Origin of the sequence: Rhodococcus sp. 15-2388-1-1a (genome assembly GCF_002259145.1) — a bacterium.
Taxonomy (GTDB): Bacteria; Actinomycetota; Actinomycetes; order Mycobacteriales; family Mycobacteriaceae; genus Rhodococcoides.
Window position 1 is genome coordinate 72,451 of the sequence record NZ_NPFP01000020.1, and the last position, 19,808, is coordinate 92,258.

The 19,808-nt window shown below is 59.9% G+C and carries 18 protein-coding genes; 15 read left to right on the forward strand and 3 right to left on the reverse strand.

Annotated features, from left to right (window positions below; genetic code table 11):
• Positions 1–29: 29 nt before the first annotated feature.
• From CH302_RS13170 to CH302_RS13240, 15 genes are all read left to right on the forward strand, one after another.
• Positions 30–1,085 (forward strand): asparagine synthase C-terminal domain-containing protein, encoded by a 1,056-nt coding sequence (locus CH302_RS13170; protein WP_033188359.1) that lies wholly within the window; start codon positions 30–32, stop codon positions 1,083–1,085.
• Complete coding sequence (locus CH302_RS13175; protein WP_015586125.1) at positions 1,082–1,825, forward strand: TauD/TfdA family dioxygenase; 744 nt, start codon at positions 1,082–1,084, stop codon at positions 1,823–1,825. The genes CH302_RS13170 and CH302_RS13175 overlap by 4 nt, the downstream gene beginning before the upstream one ends.
• Positions 1,818–3,284, forward strand: coding sequence for a class I adenylate-forming enzyme family protein (locus CH302_RS13180; RefSeq protein WP_032365002.1), 1,467 nt, complete (start codon positions 1,818–1,820; stop codon positions 3,282–3,284). The genes CH302_RS13175 and CH302_RS13180 overlap by 8 nt, the downstream gene beginning before the upstream one ends.
• Positions 3,285–3,316: 32 nt before the next feature.
• Positions 3,317–4,477, forward strand: a complete 1,161-nt coding sequence (gene argJ, locus CH302_RS13185; RefSeq protein ID WP_032365003.1) for a bifunctional glutamate N-acetyltransferase/amino-acid acetyltransferase ArgJ — start codon at positions 3,317–3,319, stop codon at positions 4,475–4,477.
• An 874-nt stretch (positions 4,478–5,351) separates the two neighbouring features.
• Positions 5,352–5,660: a helix-turn-helix transcriptional regulator gene (locus CH302_RS30875; RefSeq protein WP_368665489.1), complete on the forward strand. Its 309-nt coding sequence runs from the start codon at positions 5,352–5,354 to the stop codon at positions 5,658–5,660.
• Positions 5,661–6,270: 610 nt separating this feature from the next.
• Positions 6,271–7,122 carry an SAM-dependent methyltransferase gene (locus CH302_RS13195; RefSeq protein ID WP_015586129.1) on the forward strand — a complete coding sequence of 284 codons (852 nt, stop codon included), beginning with the start codon at positions 6,271–6,273 and terminating at the stop codon, positions 7,120–7,122.
• Positions 7,123–7,161: 39 nt separating this feature from the next.
• On the forward strand, positions 7,162–8,013 hold the full coding sequence (locus CH302_RS13200) for an SAM-dependent methyltransferase (RefSeq protein WP_032365004.1): 852 nt from the start codon (positions 7,162–7,164) through the stop codon (positions 8,011–8,013).
• A gap of 95 nt (positions 8,014–8,108) precedes the next feature.
• Entirely contained in the window at positions 8,109–9,308 is a 1,200-nt protein-coding gene (locus CH302_RS13205) for a cytochrome P450 (RefSeq protein ID WP_015586131.1), read from the forward strand.
• Between the two features lie 13 nt (positions 9,309–9,321).
• Positions 9,322–10,236: a 4Fe-4S domain-containing protein gene (locus CH302_RS13210; RefSeq protein WP_080730063.1), complete on the forward strand. Its 915-nt coding sequence runs from the start codon at positions 9,322–9,324 to the stop codon at positions 10,234–10,236.
• Between the two features lie 6 nt (positions 10,237–10,242).
• On the forward strand, positions 10,243–11,181 hold the full coding sequence (locus CH302_RS13215; RefSeq protein ID WP_015586133.1) for a transketolase family protein: 939 nt from the start codon (positions 10,243–10,245) through the stop codon (positions 11,179–11,181).
• 28 nt (positions 11,182–11,209) lie between these two features.
• Complete coding sequence (gene fas4 / locus CH302_RS13220; RefSeq protein WP_015586134.1) at positions 11,210–11,977, forward strand: adenylate dimethylallyltransferase Fas4; 768 nt, start codon at positions 11,210–11,212, stop codon at positions 11,975–11,977.
• Positions 11,974–13,290, forward strand: a complete 1,317-nt coding sequence (locus CH302_RS13225; protein WP_037192296.1) for an FAD-binding protein — start codon at positions 11,974–11,976, stop codon at positions 13,288–13,290. The genes fas4 and CH302_RS13225 overlap by 4 nt, the downstream gene beginning before the upstream one ends.
• A gap of 14 nt (positions 13,291–13,304) precedes the next feature.
• Positions 13,305–13,886 (forward strand): TIGR00730 family Rossman fold protein, encoded by a 582-nt coding sequence (locus CH302_RS13230; RefSeq protein WP_202902193.1) that lies wholly within the window; start codon positions 13,305–13,307, stop codon positions 13,884–13,886.
• A gap of 106 nt (positions 13,887–13,992) precedes the next feature.
• A complete protein-coding gene (locus CH302_RS13235) occupies positions 13,993–15,297 on the forward strand; it encodes an NtaA/DmoA family FMN-dependent monooxygenase (RefSeq protein ID WP_015586137.1) in 1,305 nt (434 codons plus the stop codon).
• A 129-nt stretch (positions 15,298–15,426) separates the two neighbouring features.
• Entirely contained in the window at positions 15,427–16,629 is a 1,203-nt protein-coding gene (locus CH302_RS13240) for a phthiocerol/phthiodiolone dimycocerosyl transferase family protein (protein ID WP_032365006.1), read from the forward strand.
• Between the two features lie 48 nt (positions 16,630–16,677).
• On the opposite strand, the gene CH302_RS13245 is transcribed toward CH302_RS13240, so the two are convergent.
• Genes CH302_RS13245 through CH302_RS13255 form a run of 3 tightly spaced genes read right to left on the reverse strand, consistent with a single transcriptional unit; the run spans position 16,678 to position 19,600 of the window.
• Positions 16,678–17,238, reverse strand: coding sequence for a hypothetical protein (locus CH302_RS13245; protein ID WP_015586139.1), 561 nt, complete (start codon positions 17,236–17,238; stop codon positions 16,678–16,680).
• 39 nt (positions 17,239–17,277) lie between these two features.
• Positions 17,278–18,708, reverse strand: coding sequence for a cutinase family protein (locus tag CH302_RS13250; RefSeq protein WP_015586140.1), 1,431 nt, complete (start codon positions 18,706–18,708; stop codon positions 17,278–17,280).
• Between the two features lie 46 nt (positions 18,709–18,754).
• A complete protein-coding gene (locus CH302_RS13255; RefSeq protein ID WP_015586141.1) occupies positions 18,755–19,600 on the reverse strand; it encodes a hypothetical protein in 846 nt (281 codons plus the stop codon).
• Positions 19,601–19,808: the final 208 nt, after the last annotated feature.

Sequence of the window (19,808 nt, forward strand, 5' to 3'; positions counted from 1 at the left end):
CCGTTCTGAACCGCAACGACGGAACAGTCATGATCACGACGCCGCTGCACGGCGAATGCCGAGTCTTTCTCTCCCGCACCGATGATGCACGGACATGGGCGGTGGGAGCGCAATTCGCGGCGACCGCCGCGAGTGTCGGTCACCGCGCAGGAACCACCACGGCACTTCGCCCCGGGACGACTCTGGTCTGCTCCGCCGACGGAGAGTTGTCGGTGCACCGCGCTGTCCCCCGATCGTCGCCGTCGGGCGGTGTCCCAGGGTGTTCGCTCGAACAGGCCATGGGGTGGCTCGACCATGGATTACGCACTGCAGCAACGGAAATCGCATCGTCGGGTCGTCCCATTCGCTTACTGCTCTCCGGTGGTGTCGACTCCGGACTCCTCGCCTCCTACTTGTGGAGGGCCGGTGCCGACGTCCGTGCACTGACCCTCCGCACACCCTGGGGTGACGAAATCGACGGTGCCTCTCGAACAGCGCGCCACGTCGGTCTGCCGCTCGACGTCATCGACGTCACCGCACAGGAATCGACAGCGGCGATCTACCCGTGCATGCAGCACACTCAATCCGATGATGCAGAAGTCATCACCGTGCATCTGCTGGTGACAGTGGCCTTCGAGTTGGCGCGAGCATGTGGTGCCGACCTCGTGACCGGACTCGGCAGCGATCTGCTCAACGCCGGAAGCGATTTCGGTATGGGCGCAGTCGCCGGCGATCTGAACGAACGTATCGACGACGCCAGCGCATCAGGAATGATGGTGACCGGCCAATTCACCCCAGGGCCGCGCATGTACCACCCGTACTGGAGTCCTGCTCTACTGCACCTTCAACAGAGTGTCCCCGCTCAGCTGAAGACCGTCGACGGCATCGAAAAGTACTACCTCCGCGAGCTCGCGGCCTACCAACTGCCCCGTGAGACTGCGTTCGGGAGAAAAGTCGCAATCCACCAAGGGGCGGGTTTGTCAGCAGGGTTGGACGGCGCGCTCGGAGAACAACTGGCTGCCGTCTGTGCCCAAATCCGGGCACAGACCCTCGATGAGGTCCCTCTGGGAAACCACGATGTTGCGGTCGGCGGTGAGCAGCGGTGACGGCCACCGATCCCGGAGATCTCGCGGCAGTGGCCACCCGGGATGGATTCGCTCTGGTCGGCGACGTCGACTTCGGCAGAAGCGACTTCGAGGTCTTCGTGCAGGGGCTCGGGACTCTCGCCACACATCGGTTCGGCACCGGAAGCGCAGGTCTGCTCGATCTCGACGCAAGCCCGCTACCGGACCGCGTCGTCACCGGGCGCAGTGCCCTGCCTCTGCACACCGACGGCACACTTGTCGGGACCTGTCCCAAATACATTGCGCTGTATTGCAATGCAGTCGATCAGCCCACAGGATCCGGACGCACAGAACTCTGTCTGCAATCGGATCTACTCGATGCAACACTCCCACCGGACCTGAGCACGGTGACCGACGTGGATTGGGAGTACTACGTCACCGACCAATCCCACTTTCCCGACGTCGCGCACCGCTGGCTGTCGATTCCACCTGCAGTGCGATCAGCAACGGGGACAACGCGGTTGAACGTGGCACTCCCGTTCACCGAGGAACGGACCACCCCCGCAGGATGGTCGGTCCGTCTGGCGGGCTCGACCGAAGAAGACAGCCGGGCCGTCTTCGCACGGCTCGACTCCTACCTGCGGGGCAGTACCAGCTTCTACTCGCACGACTGGGCCCCGGGTGATCTTCTCGTCCTCGACAACGAACAGGTTCTGCACGGGCGGACAACGATCGAACCGGGCAGCGTCAGACACTTGTTCCGAGGACAGATCAATGTCTGACGCGCGAGGGTTCCTCGCCGCACTGAACAGCATGCCCCAACAGGATCAGGACGCACTTCACCAGGGACGACGCCATACGACGTTCGGGGAGCTGTCGGCCGCGGCGATGGCATGGCGTGATGCACTGGCACCGGTGATCGACGAAGGCGACGTGGTCGTCGTCGATCATCACCCCGGGGCCGCAGACTTCGTTGCAGCACTACTGGGAACGATGGCCGCCGGCGGCGTGCACCTGGCGAGCCGGACGCGGCATCCAGCATGGGACCGACTGAGCGCACTGGGCCGCCGCTGGCACGCCATTACCGACCACGACATCGACCCCGACCTGCCCGAACTGGCCTCCGTGTTCGATGCAGCAACCCGAAAGCTCCGATACTGCAACCCAACGCGTCAATGCGACGTGACCGAGCACGACACCGTGCGAGGAAGAATCCTCGAAACATCCGGATCGAGTGGTGAGCCGAAATGGGTGTACTGGACCGAGGAATCGCTGTTCGCCGACCGCACCGACTGGTGCCAGCAGCTCGGTCTGACAGCCGACGATGTGATCATCAACATCCACCCCCTCGATTTCGCGCACGGGATGGACGTTCACGTTCTCGCGGGCTTGCTCTCGGGAGCACCCACGGTGCACCTCGACGCCGGTCTCCCGGCCTCTGCCCACGCGAGAGCGATTTGCGACTGGAACGGTACCTATATGAGCGCCCTTCCCTCGCACTACGACGCGATCGCAGCGTCACCGGCGGCATCGGAGCGAATGGGTGAACACCTGACCACCGCACTGACGGGCGGGGCTCTCCTGACGCCGACCACTGCGCGACTGATCCACCAGCGGTGCGGGGTCCACCTACGCAGGCTCTACGGGGCCACCGAGTGCGGCATCATGTGCGCAGATCTGCGGCCACAGTTGCAGAGCGCGGCCGAACTGCGGCCCCTACCCGGGGTGGAGATGCGAGTGCGCCCCATCCACGGAATCGACGCAGATACCTATCGAGTGGGCGAGCCCGAATTCCGCCGAGCGCACCGAGCCGAAGGCTACTGGGGACACCCGGACCGTACACAGAGCGCATTCACGGACGGCTGGTATCGAAGCGGGGACGCGGTGATGGTCCACGACAACGGTGCCATCAACGTCCTGGGCCGCATCGATGACGTATGGACAAACAACCACGGTCAACTCTGTTCGGCAGGCGTCCTGGTCGACGAGATCACCGCACTCGACGAGGTCGACGAGGTCGTCGTCTTCGCCCCAACGGCCACAGGAGCAGACACACCGACGACAGTACTGTGCCGCCTGGCACCCACCGGGGCAGACCTCGGACGAATCCACCTTCGCGTCACCGAAGTGATGAACAGCTGCGGTCTCATCGGAAAGATCACTCTGATGTCCGACTGGCCGAAAACGTCTGTCGGCAAGCCCGACCGGCGCGCATTGCTGGCATGGTGCAGAGCGTCCTGAGTTCGACATCACACGGATCAGAAAGGGCAGACATGAGCGCCGCGTCCCCACAAGGGTTTCACTGCTGGACAACCCATTTAGGACTGGCAGACGAAGGTAAAGACGACTTCTCCATGGTCATCTCCGACAGGCCGTGCACCTCGTCGGTCGTTTTCACGAAGTCACTGTTCGCGGGCCCCTGCGTCACCTTGAGCAAGACCTCGATCGAGCAGACCAGTCCGCGCGGGGTCCTCGTGTTGGCGAAGAACGCCAACGTCGCGACCGGCGCGGAAGGGCTCCGCAACGCCAGCGAGATACGCGCATCCGTCGCACGAACCGTAGGAATCGAACCCGATGCCCTGATAATGGCCTCCACCGGAGTCATCGGAGTGCAATATCCGATGGACACCATCCGCGCCGGACTCGACGGGCTCGGCCAGGGAACACCACTCGACGCGCACGCGGTGGCCCGAGCGATCATGACCACCGACACCCGCGCCAAGGTCTCCGAACGAGCCGTCGGCACCAGCACCATCGTTGGAATCGCGAAGGGCGTCGGGATGATAGAACCGGACATGGCGACCATGCTGTCGTTTGTCTTCACCGACGCCGACGTCCCCCAGGACACGCTCAACCGAATCTTTCGTGACGTTGTCGACCGCACCTACAACTCGGTCTCGATCGACACCGACACCTCCACCAGCGACACAGCGGCGGTCTTCGCCAATGGTGCCGCCGGCCCGGTACCCGATACCGAGTTCGAGCAGGCTCTCGAGGAAGTGTGCACGGATCTGGTGAAAATGATTGCCAGCGACGGCGAAGGTGCGACCAAGCTGATCGTCACTACGGTCTCGGGTGCATCGAGCGAGCGCCAAGCGCGCGTGGTCGGGAAGTCGATCATCAACTCTCCCTTGGTCAAGACGATGATCCACGGTGAAGACCCCAACTGGGGTCGAGTTCTCATGGCTATCGGAAAATGTAGCAACGAGGTGGACATAGAACCCGACAGAATCCGAGTCGCATTCGCGGACATCGATGTGTATCCGAGCTCGTCACTCGACCAGCACGACACCGTCGAGGTGGTTCGTGAACACCTTGCAACTGCCACCGTCGAGATCAACGTAGACCTCGGAATCGGCACCGACACCTGGAGAGTGTTCGGTTGCGACCTCACCGATGAATACATTCGAATAAACGCGGACTACACCACATAGAGATCACTCCAATCACTTCACCAACAGGCCGCAGTAACGTGGAGTGGGCATCCGGCCTCGACGCCTCGACCTGTCGAAGCCGTTACAGCACGTCGCCTGTGGCCGTTGATGTTGCCGGTTCTGCCGGACTCTGGACATGAGCAAATTAAAGACCGAACACGATTCGCGCCGGGGGGCGAAAATGGCTGCAACCGATAGAGAACCTTCAAAAAGGTTCCGAGACAATGCCCATAACGACCGCAATGCCACAACTCTGATCAAAACTTCCGACCACGCATCTAGCGAAGAGCGTAGTCACGAGCTGTACACCGTGTACGGAACCGCGTGTCACGCGCCTGAACGACAGTGTATGACACGACTCACTGCGCGAATAGTCGATGGGGACAGCTTAGCGTCGATTCGGTGCGGACCAGGAGAAATTACTCGTCGACAGGTTGATCTCGAAGCCGATCCACGATTCTCCGTGAGGATTCAATACGTCTTATCGGGCGAAGTAATTCTGTCGCAGAACGGCGTCCAAATATCGCTGAAGAGTGGAGGCATTGGCCTATACTATAGCGATTACAGTTATACAATGACTGTAACCCGTGCCAGCTGTTTAGCGGTAGTCACGTTACGGCAGAGGGTGGGCTCAAGAGAAGACTTCGACGCCGCCTCGGGTCGAGGTCTTCGCGTTGTGCCAAACGCTGAAGGTACGGGGAAAATACTCTCAGATACTTTACATTCTACTTCGAGAGAAATTGGAATGCTGAACACGTTCACGGCTCATAATGTCATCTCAGCCGTTCGATTACTGGCGTGGGAAGGAATGCACCCGCCCCATGGCCACGCACCGCCTGACCAGCAATCCGGCCTCGTAGCGACGGCGCGCTTGATGATCGAGAAGAATCTTTCTGATCCCACGCTCAATCCCGACCTACTCGCGCGCAAACTACATGTATCGGTTCGTCAGCTGCATCGCGCTTTCGAGCGAGAGGAGCGAACTCTGTCCGCTTATATAGCATATGAGCGCATTGAAAGGTGCGCTGCCGATTTGATCGACCCAAGCTTACAACAGATACCGATAGGCGACATCAGTGCGCGGTGGGGGCTTAGTGACCAGTCGAGACTTTCTCGGCTATTTCGCGAGTTGAAGGGTTGCTCGCCTTCGGAATTCAGAAGGTTTTACGCGGAACCCAGCTAATTCGAGAACACATCCACCGATCAATTCCGAGTGGTCAAGACCGGAACGAAGGTTCTCGTACCGGCGCGCCGCGTCGACGTGATCGAACTCGCTGGGCAACAAGTACACGACCGGGTGACGGATTCATCAAGACAAAATTCTTGACCTTGCTCGAGGTAGTGACGGTCCGGCTATCCGTCCACGGTAGCTACCACGCAACTCCGTCACGTCCGCGCGCACTCGCGCCGATCGGGGCATCGCCTTCACGGCATAAGACGATTGATCTGCGGGTTCTCGCGGTAGACGTGGCTGTAGTCGTTGTCGACTTTGGAGGGCCCGACTCCGAGGACTTGATCGTTGGCCGGTTGCGGCTTCCATGGTCTCCTCACGGCCGGCGCAGATGGGTGCCTACCTGCACTGGACCCCGTAGGGGACTTCGACCCCACTTGTCGCACGGTGCCAAAGTTTTGTCGCTTCGCGACGAAGAGCTGTGGAGGTATTTCCGCAATTAATTTCGATAAGTAGCGTCGAAGACATCATCAAGTCGCCGACCTTGCAGGTCGCAATGGTTCATTCGACATGTCGACTTGAGATACAGAAATGATGGGGAGAACCGAAGAAGGAGACTGTGATGATCTCGGCAGATCAATATGCGCGCGATAGCTATGAACGTGAGTTGAAAGCTCACTGGGACGCTAAAACAACCGATGACATCAATCTCCTACTGGGCGCTGATGATGATCTTTACCACCATCACTACGCGATTGGCGATTTCGACCGCTCTATTCTGGATTCCGTAGGTGAGGAGCGAGAGAACGCGATTTTGCGAGAGTTGCATCGAATGGAGAATGATCAAGTCGGACTGATCCTCGACGCCCTCGGTCCTTTGCCGCCCAACTCTCGCGGCATGGATGCCGGGTCAGGTCGCGGGGGAACATCTTTTCGTCTCGCTGGAGCGACGGAGAGCCGAATCGACGGCGTCAATTTTTGCGAACATCACGTCGCGTTCGCCGAGCAGATCGCACGCAAACGCGGTTGGGATAGCCGCGTTCAATTCCACCTCGGGAACATGCTGCAGGCACCATTTCCTGATCACACTTTCGATTTCGTGGTCTCAAACGAGACGACGATGTACGCCGACGCGTACGAAGCAATGGCCGAGTTCTCCCGCCTACTGCGACGGGGCGGTCGCTACGTAATGACCACCTGGTGCCGCAACGACGCAGTCGACCCACGCTCGGACGCGACAAGGCAGATCGATGAACATTACGTATGCCGAATGCACCGCCGAAGCACTTACTTCAAGGCCTTCGCGGCAAACGGCCTGATTCCGTACCGCGTGGCTCAGTACACACACGAAGCTATGCCGTACTGGGAGCTACGCAACAACAGCAAACTCCGCACCGGCGTTGAGGATGCGTTCCTCAGCGGCTACAGCGACGGTTCACTGAACTACCTAGTGATTGCGGCCGAACGCATCTGAGACATCCACCCGGAAACCACAAACTTGAAGGAGCCTGAAATGCCGAACCTCGACGTGGCAGTCCTCGGCCAGCATGACGTACAGCAGCGCCGCTACTGGGATGCCAAAAAATCCGACGATATCAACCTGCTGCTGGGCACTGAAGACGGCTTGTACCACCACCACTACGGAATCGGTGACTACGATCACTCTGTACTCGCTGCACCTGCGGAGCTGCGGGAGTCACTGATCCTGCGCGAACTTCACCGGATGGAGTCGCTGGAAATCAACCTTATCGTCGATGCATTAGGGGAGGTCTCACCGAGCTCTCGTGTCATGGACGCGGGATCGGGGCGAGGCGGAACGACCTTCACAATCGCTGATCGATTCGGCTGCCGGGTAGACGGGGTGAACTACTGCGCTCACCATGTCGAGTTCGCAGAGAAGTTGGCCCGTGAACGCGGGAGCTCGGACCGTGTGCAATTCCACTTCGCAAACATGGTTCAGGCCCCCTTCGAGGACAACACCTTCGATTACATCGTCTCCAACGAAACCACGATGTGTGTCGACCTAGGGGAGGCGTTCACCGAGTTCGCCCGGTTGCTGCGCCCCGGCGGCCGCTATGTCGCAGTCACCTGGTGCCGCAACGACGTAGTTGCTGAGCGTTCCGAGGCATCACGGTTGATCGACGAAGAATATCAGTGCGCTATGCACACCCGCAGTACTTATTTCCAAACTCTGGCAGCAAATGGTCTGGTGCCGTATCACGTTCAGCGATACACCGACGAAGCCATCCCGTACTGGGACCTGCGCAACCAGGCAGCGTTGCGCACAGGTGTCGAGGAACCATTCCTCCAGGGCTTCCGCGAACGCAGCATCGACTACTTGGTTATCGCGTGCGAGCGTCTGTAGCGGTGGCCTGAGATATCCGAGTTATCCACGCGCCAGCGATCCTCGGCATCGGCGCGCCACTTCGTCCTTCTACAAACAATCGAAGGGATTCCGGTATGGCCGGAACGGCTGATTTACCTTTAGAAATGCGACGCAACGGCCTGAACCCGACCGAAGAGCTCGCCCAGGTCCGTGACCGCGACGGTGTTATCCCAGTAGGAGAACTCTACGGGGCCCCGGCTTTTCTCGTCTGCCGTTACGAAGACGTCCGGCGAATCTTCGCAGACTCAAACCGGTTCAGCAACGCCCACACGCCAATGTTCGCAATACCCAGCGGCGGCGATGTGATTGAAGATGAACTAGCCGCCATGCGCGCCGGTAACCTCATCGGACTCGATCCCCCCGACCACACCCGCTTGCGTCATATCCTTGCTGCGGAGTTCTCAGTGCACCGGCTCAGTCGCCTGCAGCCGCGCATCGCAGAGATAGTGGACAGTGCATTGGATGGTCTCGAGCAAGCCGGGCAACCCGCCGACCTTATGGACCGTTACGCGCTACCAGTCTCTTTGCTCGTACTGTGTGAGCTGTTGGGAGTGCCCTATGCCGATCGCGACGAATTGCGAGATCGAACAGCACGCCTCCTGGATCTGTCGGCATCTGCAGAACAACGAGCGGTTGCCCAGCGAGAAGACCGTCGATACATGGCCACCCTGGTTACCCGTGCGCAGGAACAACCCGGTGACGACTTGTTGGGAATTCTGGCGCGCAAGATTGGCGACAACCTCAGCACCGACGAACTTATCAGCATCATCAGTCTGATCATGCTCGGTGGACACGAGACCACAGCAAGCATGATCGGCCTCAGTGTACTGGCCCTTTTGCATCACCCGGAACAAGCCGCCATGATGATCGAGGACCCGAACTGCGTCAATTCCGGAATTGAGGAATTATTGCGGTGGTTGTCGGTCGCCCATTCGCAGCCACCGCGCATGGCAGTAACCGAGGTGCAAATCGCCGGGGTGACCATTCCGGCAGGATCTTTCGTCATCCCGTCCCTATTGGCCGCTAATCGCGACAGCAATCTGACGGACAGACCCGACGACCTCGATATCACCAGGGGAGTAGCCGGTCACCTCGCCTTCGGGCATGGCGTCCATTTCTGTCTTGGGCATTCACTCGCTCGGATGACCCTGCGCACGGCCGTGCCGGCGGTACTGAGGCGCTTTCCCGACCTAGCCCTCTCACCCTCGCACGACGTTCGGCTCCGCTCCGCCAGCATTGTTCTCGGCCTCGAAGAACTACAGCTGACGTGGTGAGAAGCGAGCGGTCATGAAAGTCGTCGTGAACGAGCGGAGGTGTTTCGGCTCCGGTCAGTGCGTGCTCGTCGCGCCCGAGGTCTTCGAGCAGAGTAACGACGGCACAGTCACATTGCTCGTGGACAAACCTTCCCCAGACAACCATTCGCTGGTACGCGCGGCTGCACGTTCCTGCCCAGCTACTGCTATCCGCTTCGAAGAGAATGCGATGCGACAAGAGCCAACCGAATTCAGCTATGACGATCTGCCTGCTCTGATCTCCCGTATGCGGGGAGACGAAAGGCACTCGTTCTCATCCTCATCGACGATGGACGTGCTGTGGGTACTCTACGACGAAATCCTCAACGTATCCCCCGAGAGCCCCGACGACGACGACAGGGACCGCTTCTTGCTGTCCAAAGGTCACGGCCCGATGGCCTACTACGCGGTACTTGCGGCCAAAGGGTTCCTCCGACCAGAGCTCCTCGATACCTGGGCGACAAAGAACTCACCACTCGGCTTCGCGCCGGATCGAACCAAAATCTCGGGTGTAGAAATGTCGGGTGGCTCGCTCGGCCATGGCTTGCCGCTCGCAGTGGGCGTCGCGATGGGACTCCGTATACAAAATCGTCACGCACCGAGAGTCTTCGTGCTCATCGGCGATGGAGAGTTCGATGAGGGCAGCAACCACGAGGCGATGGCTTTTGCAGGACGCGCGCGCTTGAACCAACTGACGGTCATCGTCCTGGACAACGGCACGGCAAGTATGGGTTGGCCGCATGGAATCGATAAACGGTTCGACGGTGAGGGTTGGGACACAATCAACATCAACGGTGCTGACCATGAGGAGATCGCTGCGGCACTGAATCGAGATCACAACGACAGACCGCTCGCGGTGGTCGCCACCGTTACTCGGCAATCGGCCCGTTCGTCCATTCAGCAGAGATGAATCGCCATGAATTCCGCAGACACGCAAGAACCAAAGTCCTTCAACCACACTGACATGTGGACCGCATTCGGAACGACCATGTCTGGTGCATTGGAAACAGACCCCCGCGCCGTAGTTGTGCTGGCCGACATCGGAGCCCACCTCTTCAAAGCGGCCGCGATCGCAGATCCCAACCGCGTGATCAACGTAGGGATCAGGGAACAGCTGATGATGGGGGTAGCCGGCGGGCTCGCCATGTGTGGCATGCGACCCGTGGTACACACAGTCGCCGCCTTTCTCGTCGAGCGGCCTCTTGAACAAATAAAGCTGAACTTCGCCCAGCAAGATGTCGGCGCAGTCCTGGTCAGTTGGGGAGCCTCCTACGACTTGTCGGAGTTCGCCTTCTCCCATTTCACCCCGGGCGATATCACCGTCATCGATTCGATGCCCAACTGGACAGTTCACGTGCCAGGCCATCCACAGGAGGCCGCCGATCTTCTCCTCGAATCGCTACCAGGCGATGGACGGGTCTACCTACGGCTGTCGAGTCAGGTCAACCGTTACCCCCATGCGGTCCGAGGGACATCGTTCACACCTATCAAGTACGGCACCCGCGGAGTCGTCCTCGCAGTCGGGCCCTGTTTAGATGCGGTGCTGTCGGCAACCTCCATGCTCGACGTAACCATCCTCTACGCGGCGACGATTCGCCCCTTCGACGCCACGGGCCTGTGTGCCGCGGTGCAAGCCGTGAACCGTCCGAACGTCGTGTTGGTCGAGCCCTATCTGGCAGGCACCTCGGCGCACCAAGTCTCGTCCAGTCTCGTCAGCCATCCCCATCGGCTGCTCTCCCTGGGCGTTCGACGTGAGATGGAAGATCGCCACTACGGAACCCCCGACGACCACGACCACATTCACGGACTTGACGCCCGTTCCCTGAGTAATTCGATCAATTCCTTCCTCGGCTGAGCACGACCCGCGAGAGAAAGGAATCGGGATGAAGGAATCAACCATGGCACAGACGCAAGCAAGGTTTGATCGGGTGCGATGGGAACCCGGCGTATACGCAATCGTCGGTGCCACCGGAATTGGAAAGAGCGCCGAAGCGAGCAAGTTGGCATTGAGTCACTCGGCTCCGATTGTTGTTGCCGACCGTATCCAGTGTTACTCCGATCTCCTGGTCACCAGTGGTCGAGCGTTCGACGCGAAAGTGGAAGGGCTCAACCGCGTTTGGCTCGACAACCGGACCATACATCAGGGCAACTTCGATCCGGACGAGGCCTTTGACCGGCTGATAAAAGTACTGACCTCGTACGTTGATCGCGGCGAAGCGGTGGTAATGGAGGGCGGTTCGATATCGCTCATTCTTCGATTCGCGCAAACGATATCCAACCTACCGTTCCCAGCTGTCGTGAATGTTATGCCTATTCCTGATAGGCAACACTACTTTGCCCAGCAGTGCGCAAGGGCACGACAAATGTTACGGGGAGATTCAACGGGCAGGAATTTACTCACCGAACTGGCGGAAGCGTGGGTTCTAGGCGATCAGCACAACTTCATAGCCTCGGTTGCGGGTCTGGACTGTGTACTCGACTGGTGCGCCACGCATTCCGTAACACCAGAGGAGTTGGCCAACCGAGACCTCACCACGGAGGTGCTCGACGAACTGGCGGCATCAATGGGTGGCCGGTATGTCGAGCACGGCGTCCTTCAGCAGGAAATATTTTTAAGAACCTTCGGTGCCCCAGGTGTGACCGCCAGATGAGCGGGATCTGGCACACCGACGACGTGCACCTGACATCCGCCGGGGCTGATTTCGGAAACTGCATCCATGCGAAACCGTCCGTCGTTGTCGTGCCACGGACCGTGGCCGACGTGCAGGAAGCCCTGCGCTACACCGCGGCGCGGAACCTATCGCTCGCGGTGCGCGGATCCGGACACTCGACTTACGGGCAATGCCAGGCAGATGGCGGAGTCGTGCTGGACATGAAAAGGTTCAACACCGTCCACGACGTTCGATCGGGGCAGGCCACGATCGATGCGGGTGTGCGATGGAGCGACGTGGTCGCTGCCACGCTCAGCCGCCAGCAAGCCCCTCCGGTACTCACCGACTATCTCGGGACCACCGTCGGCGGAACGCTTTCGGTCGGAGGCTTCGGGGGATCGAGTCACGGCTTTGGCTTGCAAACCGACAACGTGGACTCTCTTGCTGTAGTTACCGGATCGGGAGATTTTCGGGAATGCTCCGCCGTATCGAACAGTGAACTTTTCGACGCCGTGCGCGGCGGCCTCGGTCAATTCGGCGTAATCGTCAACGCGACAATCCGTCTGACCGCTGCTCACGAGTCGGTTCGACAGTACAAATTGCAGTATTCCAACCTCGGCGTATTCCTTGGCGACCAACTCCGCGCCATGTCCAACAGACTATTCGACCATGTACAAGGACGAATTCGTGTCGATGCCGACGGCCACTTACGTTATCGACTGGACCTAGCCAAGTACTTCACCCCACCACGAAGGCCAGACGACGATGCGCTGTTGTCATCGCTCCAATACGATTCGTGCGCCGAATACAACTCGGACGTAGATTATGGTGACTTTATCAACCGTATGGCGGATCAGGAGCTTGATCTTCGGCACACAGGTGAGTGGTTCTATCCACATCCATGGGCCAGCCTGCTGATCCCGGCAGACAAGATCGAGCAGTTCATCGAAACTACCAGCTCCTCATTGACGGATGACCTAGGAAACTCCGGGCTGATCATGGTTTACCCGATTCCAACAACACCGATCACCGCACCGTTCATTCCGATTCCTCACTGCGACACATTCTTCATGTTGGCCGTACTTCGAACAGCATCCCCAGGGGCCGAAGCCCGAATGATTGCCAGCAACCGCCTGCTCTATGAACAGGCTCGGGATGTAGGCGGGGTGGCCTACGCAGTCAATGCTGTCCCCATGTCACCGGGAGATTGGTGTACGCACTTCGGTTCGCGATGGCAGGCCATCGCACGGGCTAAGCGTCGCTTCGACCCATACAGGATCCTCGCCCCTGGATACAGAATGTCATTCGACTGATGAACCTTCGACCAATGCCCGCGACTACGGTCTCGGCACAGGCCCGCCCGACCCCCAAGAGCGTCACGGTCTTCTGCGGAGCTATGCCAGGGCGCGGGACCAAATATGGACAGCTCGCAGAGGGGATGGGGCGTGCGATTGCTAGATCGAAGCTGCGCCTCGTTTATGGTGGCGCCCGAGTCGGCCTCATGGGCACCCTCGCGAACGCGGCCTTGGACTCCGGCGGAACCGTCGTTGGCGTGATCCCTGAGAGCTTCACTGCGATACCCGAGGCTGCGCATCATGGACTGACAGAACTACACGTCGTCCATGACATGCACCAACGCAAAGCTCTCATGGCCGAACTCGGTGACGCATTCATTGCCCTCCCCGGCGGTGTCGGAACCGCAGAAGAGTTCTTCGAGGTCCTTACGTGGTCACACCTGGGGCTTCACAATAAACCCTGTGTACTGCTGAACGACAACGAGTATTACCGCCCCTTGCTCTCCTACATCGAGCACGCTGCCGTCGAAGGATTTATCACCCCCGCAACCCGGTCTCGCGTAATCGTCTGCAAAGACATCGAGGGGGCTATCGCGGCCATTCGCTCACCCTAATTAGTGGGACTTCTGCCTGGCCGGTAGATCTGCTCCGTCCTCGGTGCATTCTATATCGCTCACGTTCCACCCAGTTCGTCCGTATACGAAATTTGGAGGCACGTCGATGTCTGTACGAAAATTTCACCTAGGCTGGTTTGTCGGTTTCTTTGCTAACGATTTCACCGGCGACTTCTCGCCGCCTGAAGAGCCATGGGATGGCCGATTCTATGTCGAGATGGCGAAGTCGCTAGAGCGCGCAGGATTCGACTACATGATGTTCGAGGACACGGTGTCGGTACCCGATGCATACGGGCGATCCTTCGATGCGTACCTGAAACACGCCCTGTGGGTGCCGAAACACGACCCAGTGCCGTTGGCGTCGGTGATCGCGGCCGCGACCGACCGCATAGGCGTAATCGCTACGATGTCGACGGCCTTCTATCCCCCATACATGCTGGCACGCACTGTCTCTACGGTCGACCACATCGCTGGTGGGCGCTTTGGATGGAACATCGTCACCACCGGTCAAGATCAGGCCGCGCGCAACTTCGGCATGGATCGTCTGCTGCCGCACGACAAGCGCTACGAGGTAGCACATGAGTACGTCGACCTTGTCCGAGATCTATGGAATTCCTGGGATCGAGACAACATCGTCCGTGACCGCGAGTCAGGGACTTATGTTGCGCCCGGCACTGTTCGGGCAGTGAACCACACTGGGGAGCATTTCCGTTCGGCGGGTCCGCTCAACACGGTGCACCCACCCAATGGGCAACCAGTTTTCGTCCAAGCTGGCGGATCCCCCAAGGGCCGCGACTTCGCCGCGAAGTACGCCGACTCGATTGTTGCCAACGTCAACACCGTGGAGACGATGCGGGAGTTTCGTGACGATGTCCGTAACCGGGCGCAGGCACACGGTCGAGACCCTGACGACATCAAGGTTCTCTTCATCGCGATGCCAGTACTCGGTGCCACTATGGATGAGGCTCAGGCCGCGAATAAACGGAGAATGACCAGCGACCGGGCCATCGAAAACATTCTTTTGCAACTGTCTTTCGTCACCGACATCGACTTCTCTCAGTTTCCGCTCGACGAAGTACCTCCGCAAGACTTGACAACCAATGGCGAGCAGTCATCACTGGAGAGCTTCCTGCAGCACGGTAGCGGTAAAACTCTGCGCGAGCTGACCATTGATTACCTCGCTCCGTCTATCGAACTGGTGGGGACGCCTGATCACGTAGCGGAGCGCATGGGGGAGATCGTCGACGAGGTAGGCGGTGACGGATTCTTGATTTATACCGGGTCGAACTCGCTCACCCGCCGATTCATCGCTGAGATTACCGACGGCCTCGTGCCAGCTTTACAACGAATTGGGCGAACGCGGGTGGGATATTCGTCGGTGTATCTACGTGACAACCTTCGTGAGTTCTAGTTTTGGTGCTCGTTCGCGCCATCTCCCGAGGCCATCCCATGATCAGAAACGCTCCTGGTGGTGCCGGGCTCGTGATCATCGAGCTGCACGTCCCCTATCGAACAGCAATTTAAGTGACAGGAATTTGTGGTGACTGTGGATTACTCTATTCGGGGGCTCGCTCCCAGTGAGGCGCTCTACGTCGACTTGGGAGTTTTCATCGGGTATTCGGTGCGGGCTCGCGGCGATTTGAACATATCGGGGCTCTCGGCGGCATTTGCGACATTGCGACGCTCGTATCCTGTGTTGGCTGCGCACGTGGAGACGATCGATGGAGACCATATGATCGTCAAACCATCCGGTCCGCTGCCCGGCCTCAGCGTGCACACAGGGGATCCCGGTCAGCCGCTGAGCGGGGTGAACCTCAGTGCGGGCCGCGCCCTTTCCGGGCTACACGTCGTCGGCGATTCCGCCTGCGCGAGTGTGACTTTACTAACCCACCACTGCATAGCCGACGGTCGCCATTCTGTAGATTTGCTCAGCGATCTGTGGTCTTTCTACACCGACATTGTGGAAGGAAAGACCCCTGACGCGGTTGTTCATGGCTATCCCGAGTCGCTGGAAAAGCTGTTCTCCGAGAGAGGAATCGACACACCCGATGTCGGCAATGACGAACCATTAGAGTCGGCATTAAACAGGCCGCCGACGGCTGGCTATACCGAGCCACATCGTGCGATGACCCAACTGCGTTGTCGTTTGAGCAGGCGAGTCACGACCGGGCTCATCGACTTCGGACGTCACCATGGAGTTACGGTAAACGGCCTAGTATCTGCCGCTATCATGCGGACCGAGTCAGATCTGAGAAGTGTTCGGCTCGCCGACATCGCCTACCATTTTATTGTGGACCTCAGGCCTCACGTCACACCTGCAGTGGATTCCACCGCGGGAACAAATATTGTCGGCTTCCCCGTCTATCGGGCTACGGCCGAGTCCGTAGAAATCGTGGATCTGGCTCGCAGTTTAAATGAGGAATTGCACATCGATCTCGCCGCCGGCCACCTCCAAAGTGAAGCCCTGACAGCCGCGAAGATGGCAGTGCTGTTGCCTGAACCCAACGAGGTTCGTTGCACCAATGGAGGCACGGTTCCACCATTGCGATCGCCCGCAGGACTCAAACTCGAGGACTGCCGGCCCGCGCCAGCTGGGTTTTCCTTTCCTGTTTACATCGTCCATGGGTATGGCGGTCGACTGAACATCGAGTTTGCTTTGCCGCACGGAGCTTCCCGCTACGACATCGGCCGAGGCCGGGAACGGATCAGAACGCTCGAATCCCACCTTCGTTCCGTGGCGTGATTGACCAGGCACCGGTTCCGTGAGGCCGCGCCACGCAAGGTCAGCGGATCAACCGTTATTCAGACAGTCCCGGTCTCGCAGACGAGGCTCAGCGAAATTCCGCAACGCTTCGGAGATGCGTGGGGCGTTGAGATCGGTGATCGTGGCGAGGTAGACGTTGGCGCGGTGTCCGCGGTGAGCGAGGACGGACAGGAGTTGGAGACTGCGGTTGCAGGTGAGGCGGAGGGTGTCTACGACGCCTTCGAGGGAGTCGATGACGAGGTATGCGGGGGTGAAGTCGTGGGTTGTGGCTTGACCGTTGTCGATCAGAGTTTTGCGTTGGGTTGTGAATCGCCAAACGGAATCCATGATGTCGACAGGGTCCGGGTCGGTGTCCGCGGTGGTCGAGAACGTGGGGGTTCTGGACGGGCCAGTGATCATCCATACGTGCGGAGAGTGGCCGCTGAGGGTGTCGGCGAGGGTGTGTGCGAGGTGCGTCGACGCCGCGGGATCGGCGTTCAGGAGGAGATGACCGTCGCGCTGGGGGTGCCACGTTTTGGTACCCCCAGCGTCGTGCACGTCGATGCGGACAGCGATGTCGGTGTCGGGGTCGTCCAGCTCTGTCAGCATCGTGACGGTTCCTTGTGTTCGAGTAGGGAGGTGGGTCGGCTACGAAGCAATCTGTGCCGTGGGGTTGGTGATGCGGGTGCGGAAGAGGTTGGTGAGCTCGTCCGCTCCGGTTCGACCGTTGTCGGCCATCGGTTCGTTCGCGTAGGAGTTGTGCGAATCGGTGGCGAGCGAGGTGGCGTAGTTGAGCACCTCGTCGAGCACGCGGCCTGGGGTGAGATTATCGGCCAGCCGGTTCAAAAGGGGGAACTCGTCGAGGGGGAGTGCGCGGAGGGTCTTGCGGACCGCGTTGTTGACCTGGCCCACGAGTTTGCCGAGATCGGCCGGTAGAGCCACATAGTTCTGGGCCGCGGCGTTGGTGGAGATCCGCGCTGCGGTGGTGCCGATCGCGATGTACTCGTTGATAGGCAGCTTGGACACCACGGTCCCGATCATCGAACTGAATTGGCTCGCGAAGCTGATGACTTGGGGTGTGAGGGTCGCCAGCAGTGCCGGAACGGCGAACATGTCACCGCGGTGGATTGCATCGGTGAGCTGCGAGACGGTGGTGGCCATCGGGGCGATGTCTGCCCCGGGGATGGTCATTTCTGCGACCTTTGCGCTCAGTGTTGAGACGTTGCCGGCGAGGTCGAGTGCGAGCTGCGGCACGGTGAGCATGTTGCCTGTGGTCACTGCGGTGTTCAGTTTGCCGAGCGTGTCGGTCAGGGGTTGGCCGTCGAGACCGAGAAGCGTGGTGACGACTCCGGCGACCGAAGACGCGGGATCGGTGGCGTCGATCTTCGATCCGAGTTGCCCGATGAACTGTGTGGCGATGGCGTCGTCGGGGGTGTTGCAGTACGTGTCGTCGGGATCGCACACGCTGGCGGTGACGTTGTTGAGAGCTCCGAATCCCTTGGGTCGCGCACCGACGAAGCCGTTGCCGGTGGTCTTGGTTCCGAGTTGAACGCCGGCGGTCGGGCTCTGGCCGGGGTCGGCCATCAGGCCCACGGCAAAGATGCGATCGGCGCTCACCGGGCCCTCGCCGTTTCCGATCTTGCTGGCTAGATCTCCCGCGGCGTCGGCCCCTTGGGAGAAGCCGGTCAGCCCGAACTTGGTGCTCGGGCATTCGGCTGCCTTCTCGGAGATGTGTTGCGATGCGCGATCGATCGCTTCCTTCTTACTGGTTCCGTAGGTCTGGGCCTTGTCGTTCACGATCGTCGCGACGTAGGGAACTGTGTATGTCTGCAGTTCCTGGGATGAGAACTCGGAGTCGAGTGGGTCCACGACGTTGCGGAGCATTCCGACCGGCACATTCGGATCGGCCTGCTCGTTGGTTTCCGTGGTGCCGGGTATGGCCACCAAGATGTTGTCCGGGCATGCCGGAGCACCGGCTTGCGGATCGGCAATGGCGGAGGGAATGACGACGATGCTGGCAGCGACGGCGAGCCCGACTGCGCTGACAACGATCCTCTTGCGTGTACGAGATGCGGTCATGATGTGCGTCCTTTGTAGGTGAGAGCGGGGTTGGTGCAGGTGGACTTCAGCTCGCCAAGGCGGACTCATGGTGTGATCGGGTGTAGAAGAACGTCCGCTTTCCCGGCGAGGGAGTGTTGCCGGTGCGTGCTGCTACTCCGTCGCGGACTCGCGCGACAGCGCGGCTCAAGCGCTGTCGAAGGGCTGCCGGTGAGCAGTTCTCCTCGACGGCGAGCGATGCGAGATCGGCACCTTCGGTGACGAGATATGCACGGATCAGAAGTGAGTGCTCGTCGGCAGTGATGGTCTTGGACTGCACTGCCCATGCAAGAACCGAATGCAATTCCCGTGCCGATACCTCCCCCGGATTGCTGGTCGTGCGGTCATCGGATCCGTCGGCAACCCGGTGGAGCTGGTCGGGTTCGGCCGGCGTTTCCACCGCAGATTCGCAGGTCTTGGTGATCAGACCCAGCGTCCGAAGCGAGAGTGCCCCGGCAATCCCAGTGCCGCCGGGACGGTGCGAAGCGATCACCTCGTAGAACGCGGCGATGGTACGCGAGGCACGTTCTTCGCGGCTGTGATCGGTTCCGTCCAGCCGCGCGTAGCGATGGATTCGGACCAGCTTGGGGAGCATCAACCGGACCAAAACTGTGCCGGCGAGGGCGCTGCCTGCACTGTGCTCGGTGAGCAGAAGGGACAGGGTGGCGTCACTGTCCTGAGCGGCAAGCTCAGCGATGTCGGCCACGGAGCGAGCGGACGACCATGCGGGGTGTCGATCGGCCCACGTGCGGACTTCGCGGCCTGCGAGAGCGTCGACACAGAGATTGGTCCACTCGGCGTTGATCGTCGTAAACAGCGATGTGCTGTATCCGAGTGGGGTGGAGGAATGCGAGGAAGGCTGCGGCGAGGTCACTGGGGCGCTCCTGATAGAGGCAACTGAAGTTCGATCGCCTCTGACACAAACAGCGCCTTATATCCGCTGAGCTGCGGATTCTTACTCGAAAAGGCGGAGCTGTTATACCCGCCGGGTCCGGCGGAACCAGAAAACGGCAGCGCCCCGCGTTCGACATAGACCGCTGTGACCTGCGGTTACACGGCGACGGTGATAACAGCCCGACGAA

Bases quoted from the DNA above. Each gene is read 5' to 3' on its own strand.
- CH302_RS13210 (WP_080730063.1), top strand. From the start codon at position 9,322: ATGAAAGTCGTCGTGAACGAGCGGAGGTGTTTCGGCTCCGGTCAGTGC.
- CH302_RS13215 (WP_015586133.1), top strand. From the start codon at position 10,243: ATGAATTCCGCAGACACGCAAGAACCAAAGTCCTTCAACCACACTGAC.
- CH302_RS13250 (WP_015586140.1), bottom strand. From the start codon at position 18,708: ATGACCGCATCTCGTACACGCAAGAGGATCGTTGTCAGCGCAGTCGGG.
- CH302_RS13195 (WP_015586129.1), top strand. From the start codon at position 6,271: ATGATCTCGGCAGATCAATATGCGCGCGATAGCTATGAACGTGAGTTG.
- CH302_RS30875 (WP_368665489.1), top strand. From the start codon at position 5,352: ATGATCGAGAAGAATCTTTCTGATCCCACGCTCAATCCCGACCTACTC.
- fas4 (WP_015586134.1), top strand. From the start codon at position 11,210: ATGAAGGAATCAACCATGGCACAGACGCAAGCAAGGTTTGATCGGGTG.
- CH302_RS13235 (WP_015586137.1), top strand. From the start codon at position 13,993: ATGTCTGTACGAAAATTTCACCTAGGCTGGTTTGTCGGTTTCTTTGCT.
- CH302_RS13225 (WP_037192296.1), top strand. From the start codon at position 11,974: ATGAGCGGGATCTGGCACACCGACGACGTGCACCTGACATCCGCCGGG.
- CH302_RS13170 (WP_033188359.1), top strand. From the start codon at position 30: ATGATCACGACGCCGCTGCACGGCGAATGCCGAGTCTTTCTCTCCCGC.
- CH302_RS13200 (WP_032365004.1), top strand. From the start codon at position 7,162: ATGCCGAACCTCGACGTGGCAGTCCTCGGCCAGCATGACGTACAGCAG.
- CH302_RS13205 (WP_015586131.1), top strand. From the start codon at position 8,109: ATGGCCGGAACGGCTGATTTACCTTTAGAAATGCGACGCAACGGCCTG.
- CH302_RS13245 (WP_015586139.1), bottom strand. From the start codon at position 17,238: ATGCTGACAGAGCTGGACGACCCCGACACCGACATCGCTGTCCGCATC.
- argJ (WP_032365003.1), top strand. From the start codon at position 3,317: ATGAGCGCCGCGTCCCCACAAGGGTTTCACTGCTGGACAACCCATTTA.
- CH302_RS13180 (WP_032365002.1), top strand. From the start codon at position 1,818: ATGTCTGACGCGCGAGGGTTCCTCGCCGCACTGAACAGCATGCCCCAA.
- CH302_RS13230 (WP_202902193.1), top strand. From the start codon at position 13,305: ATGCCCGCGACTACGGTCTCGGCACAGGCCCGCCCGACCCCCAAGAGC.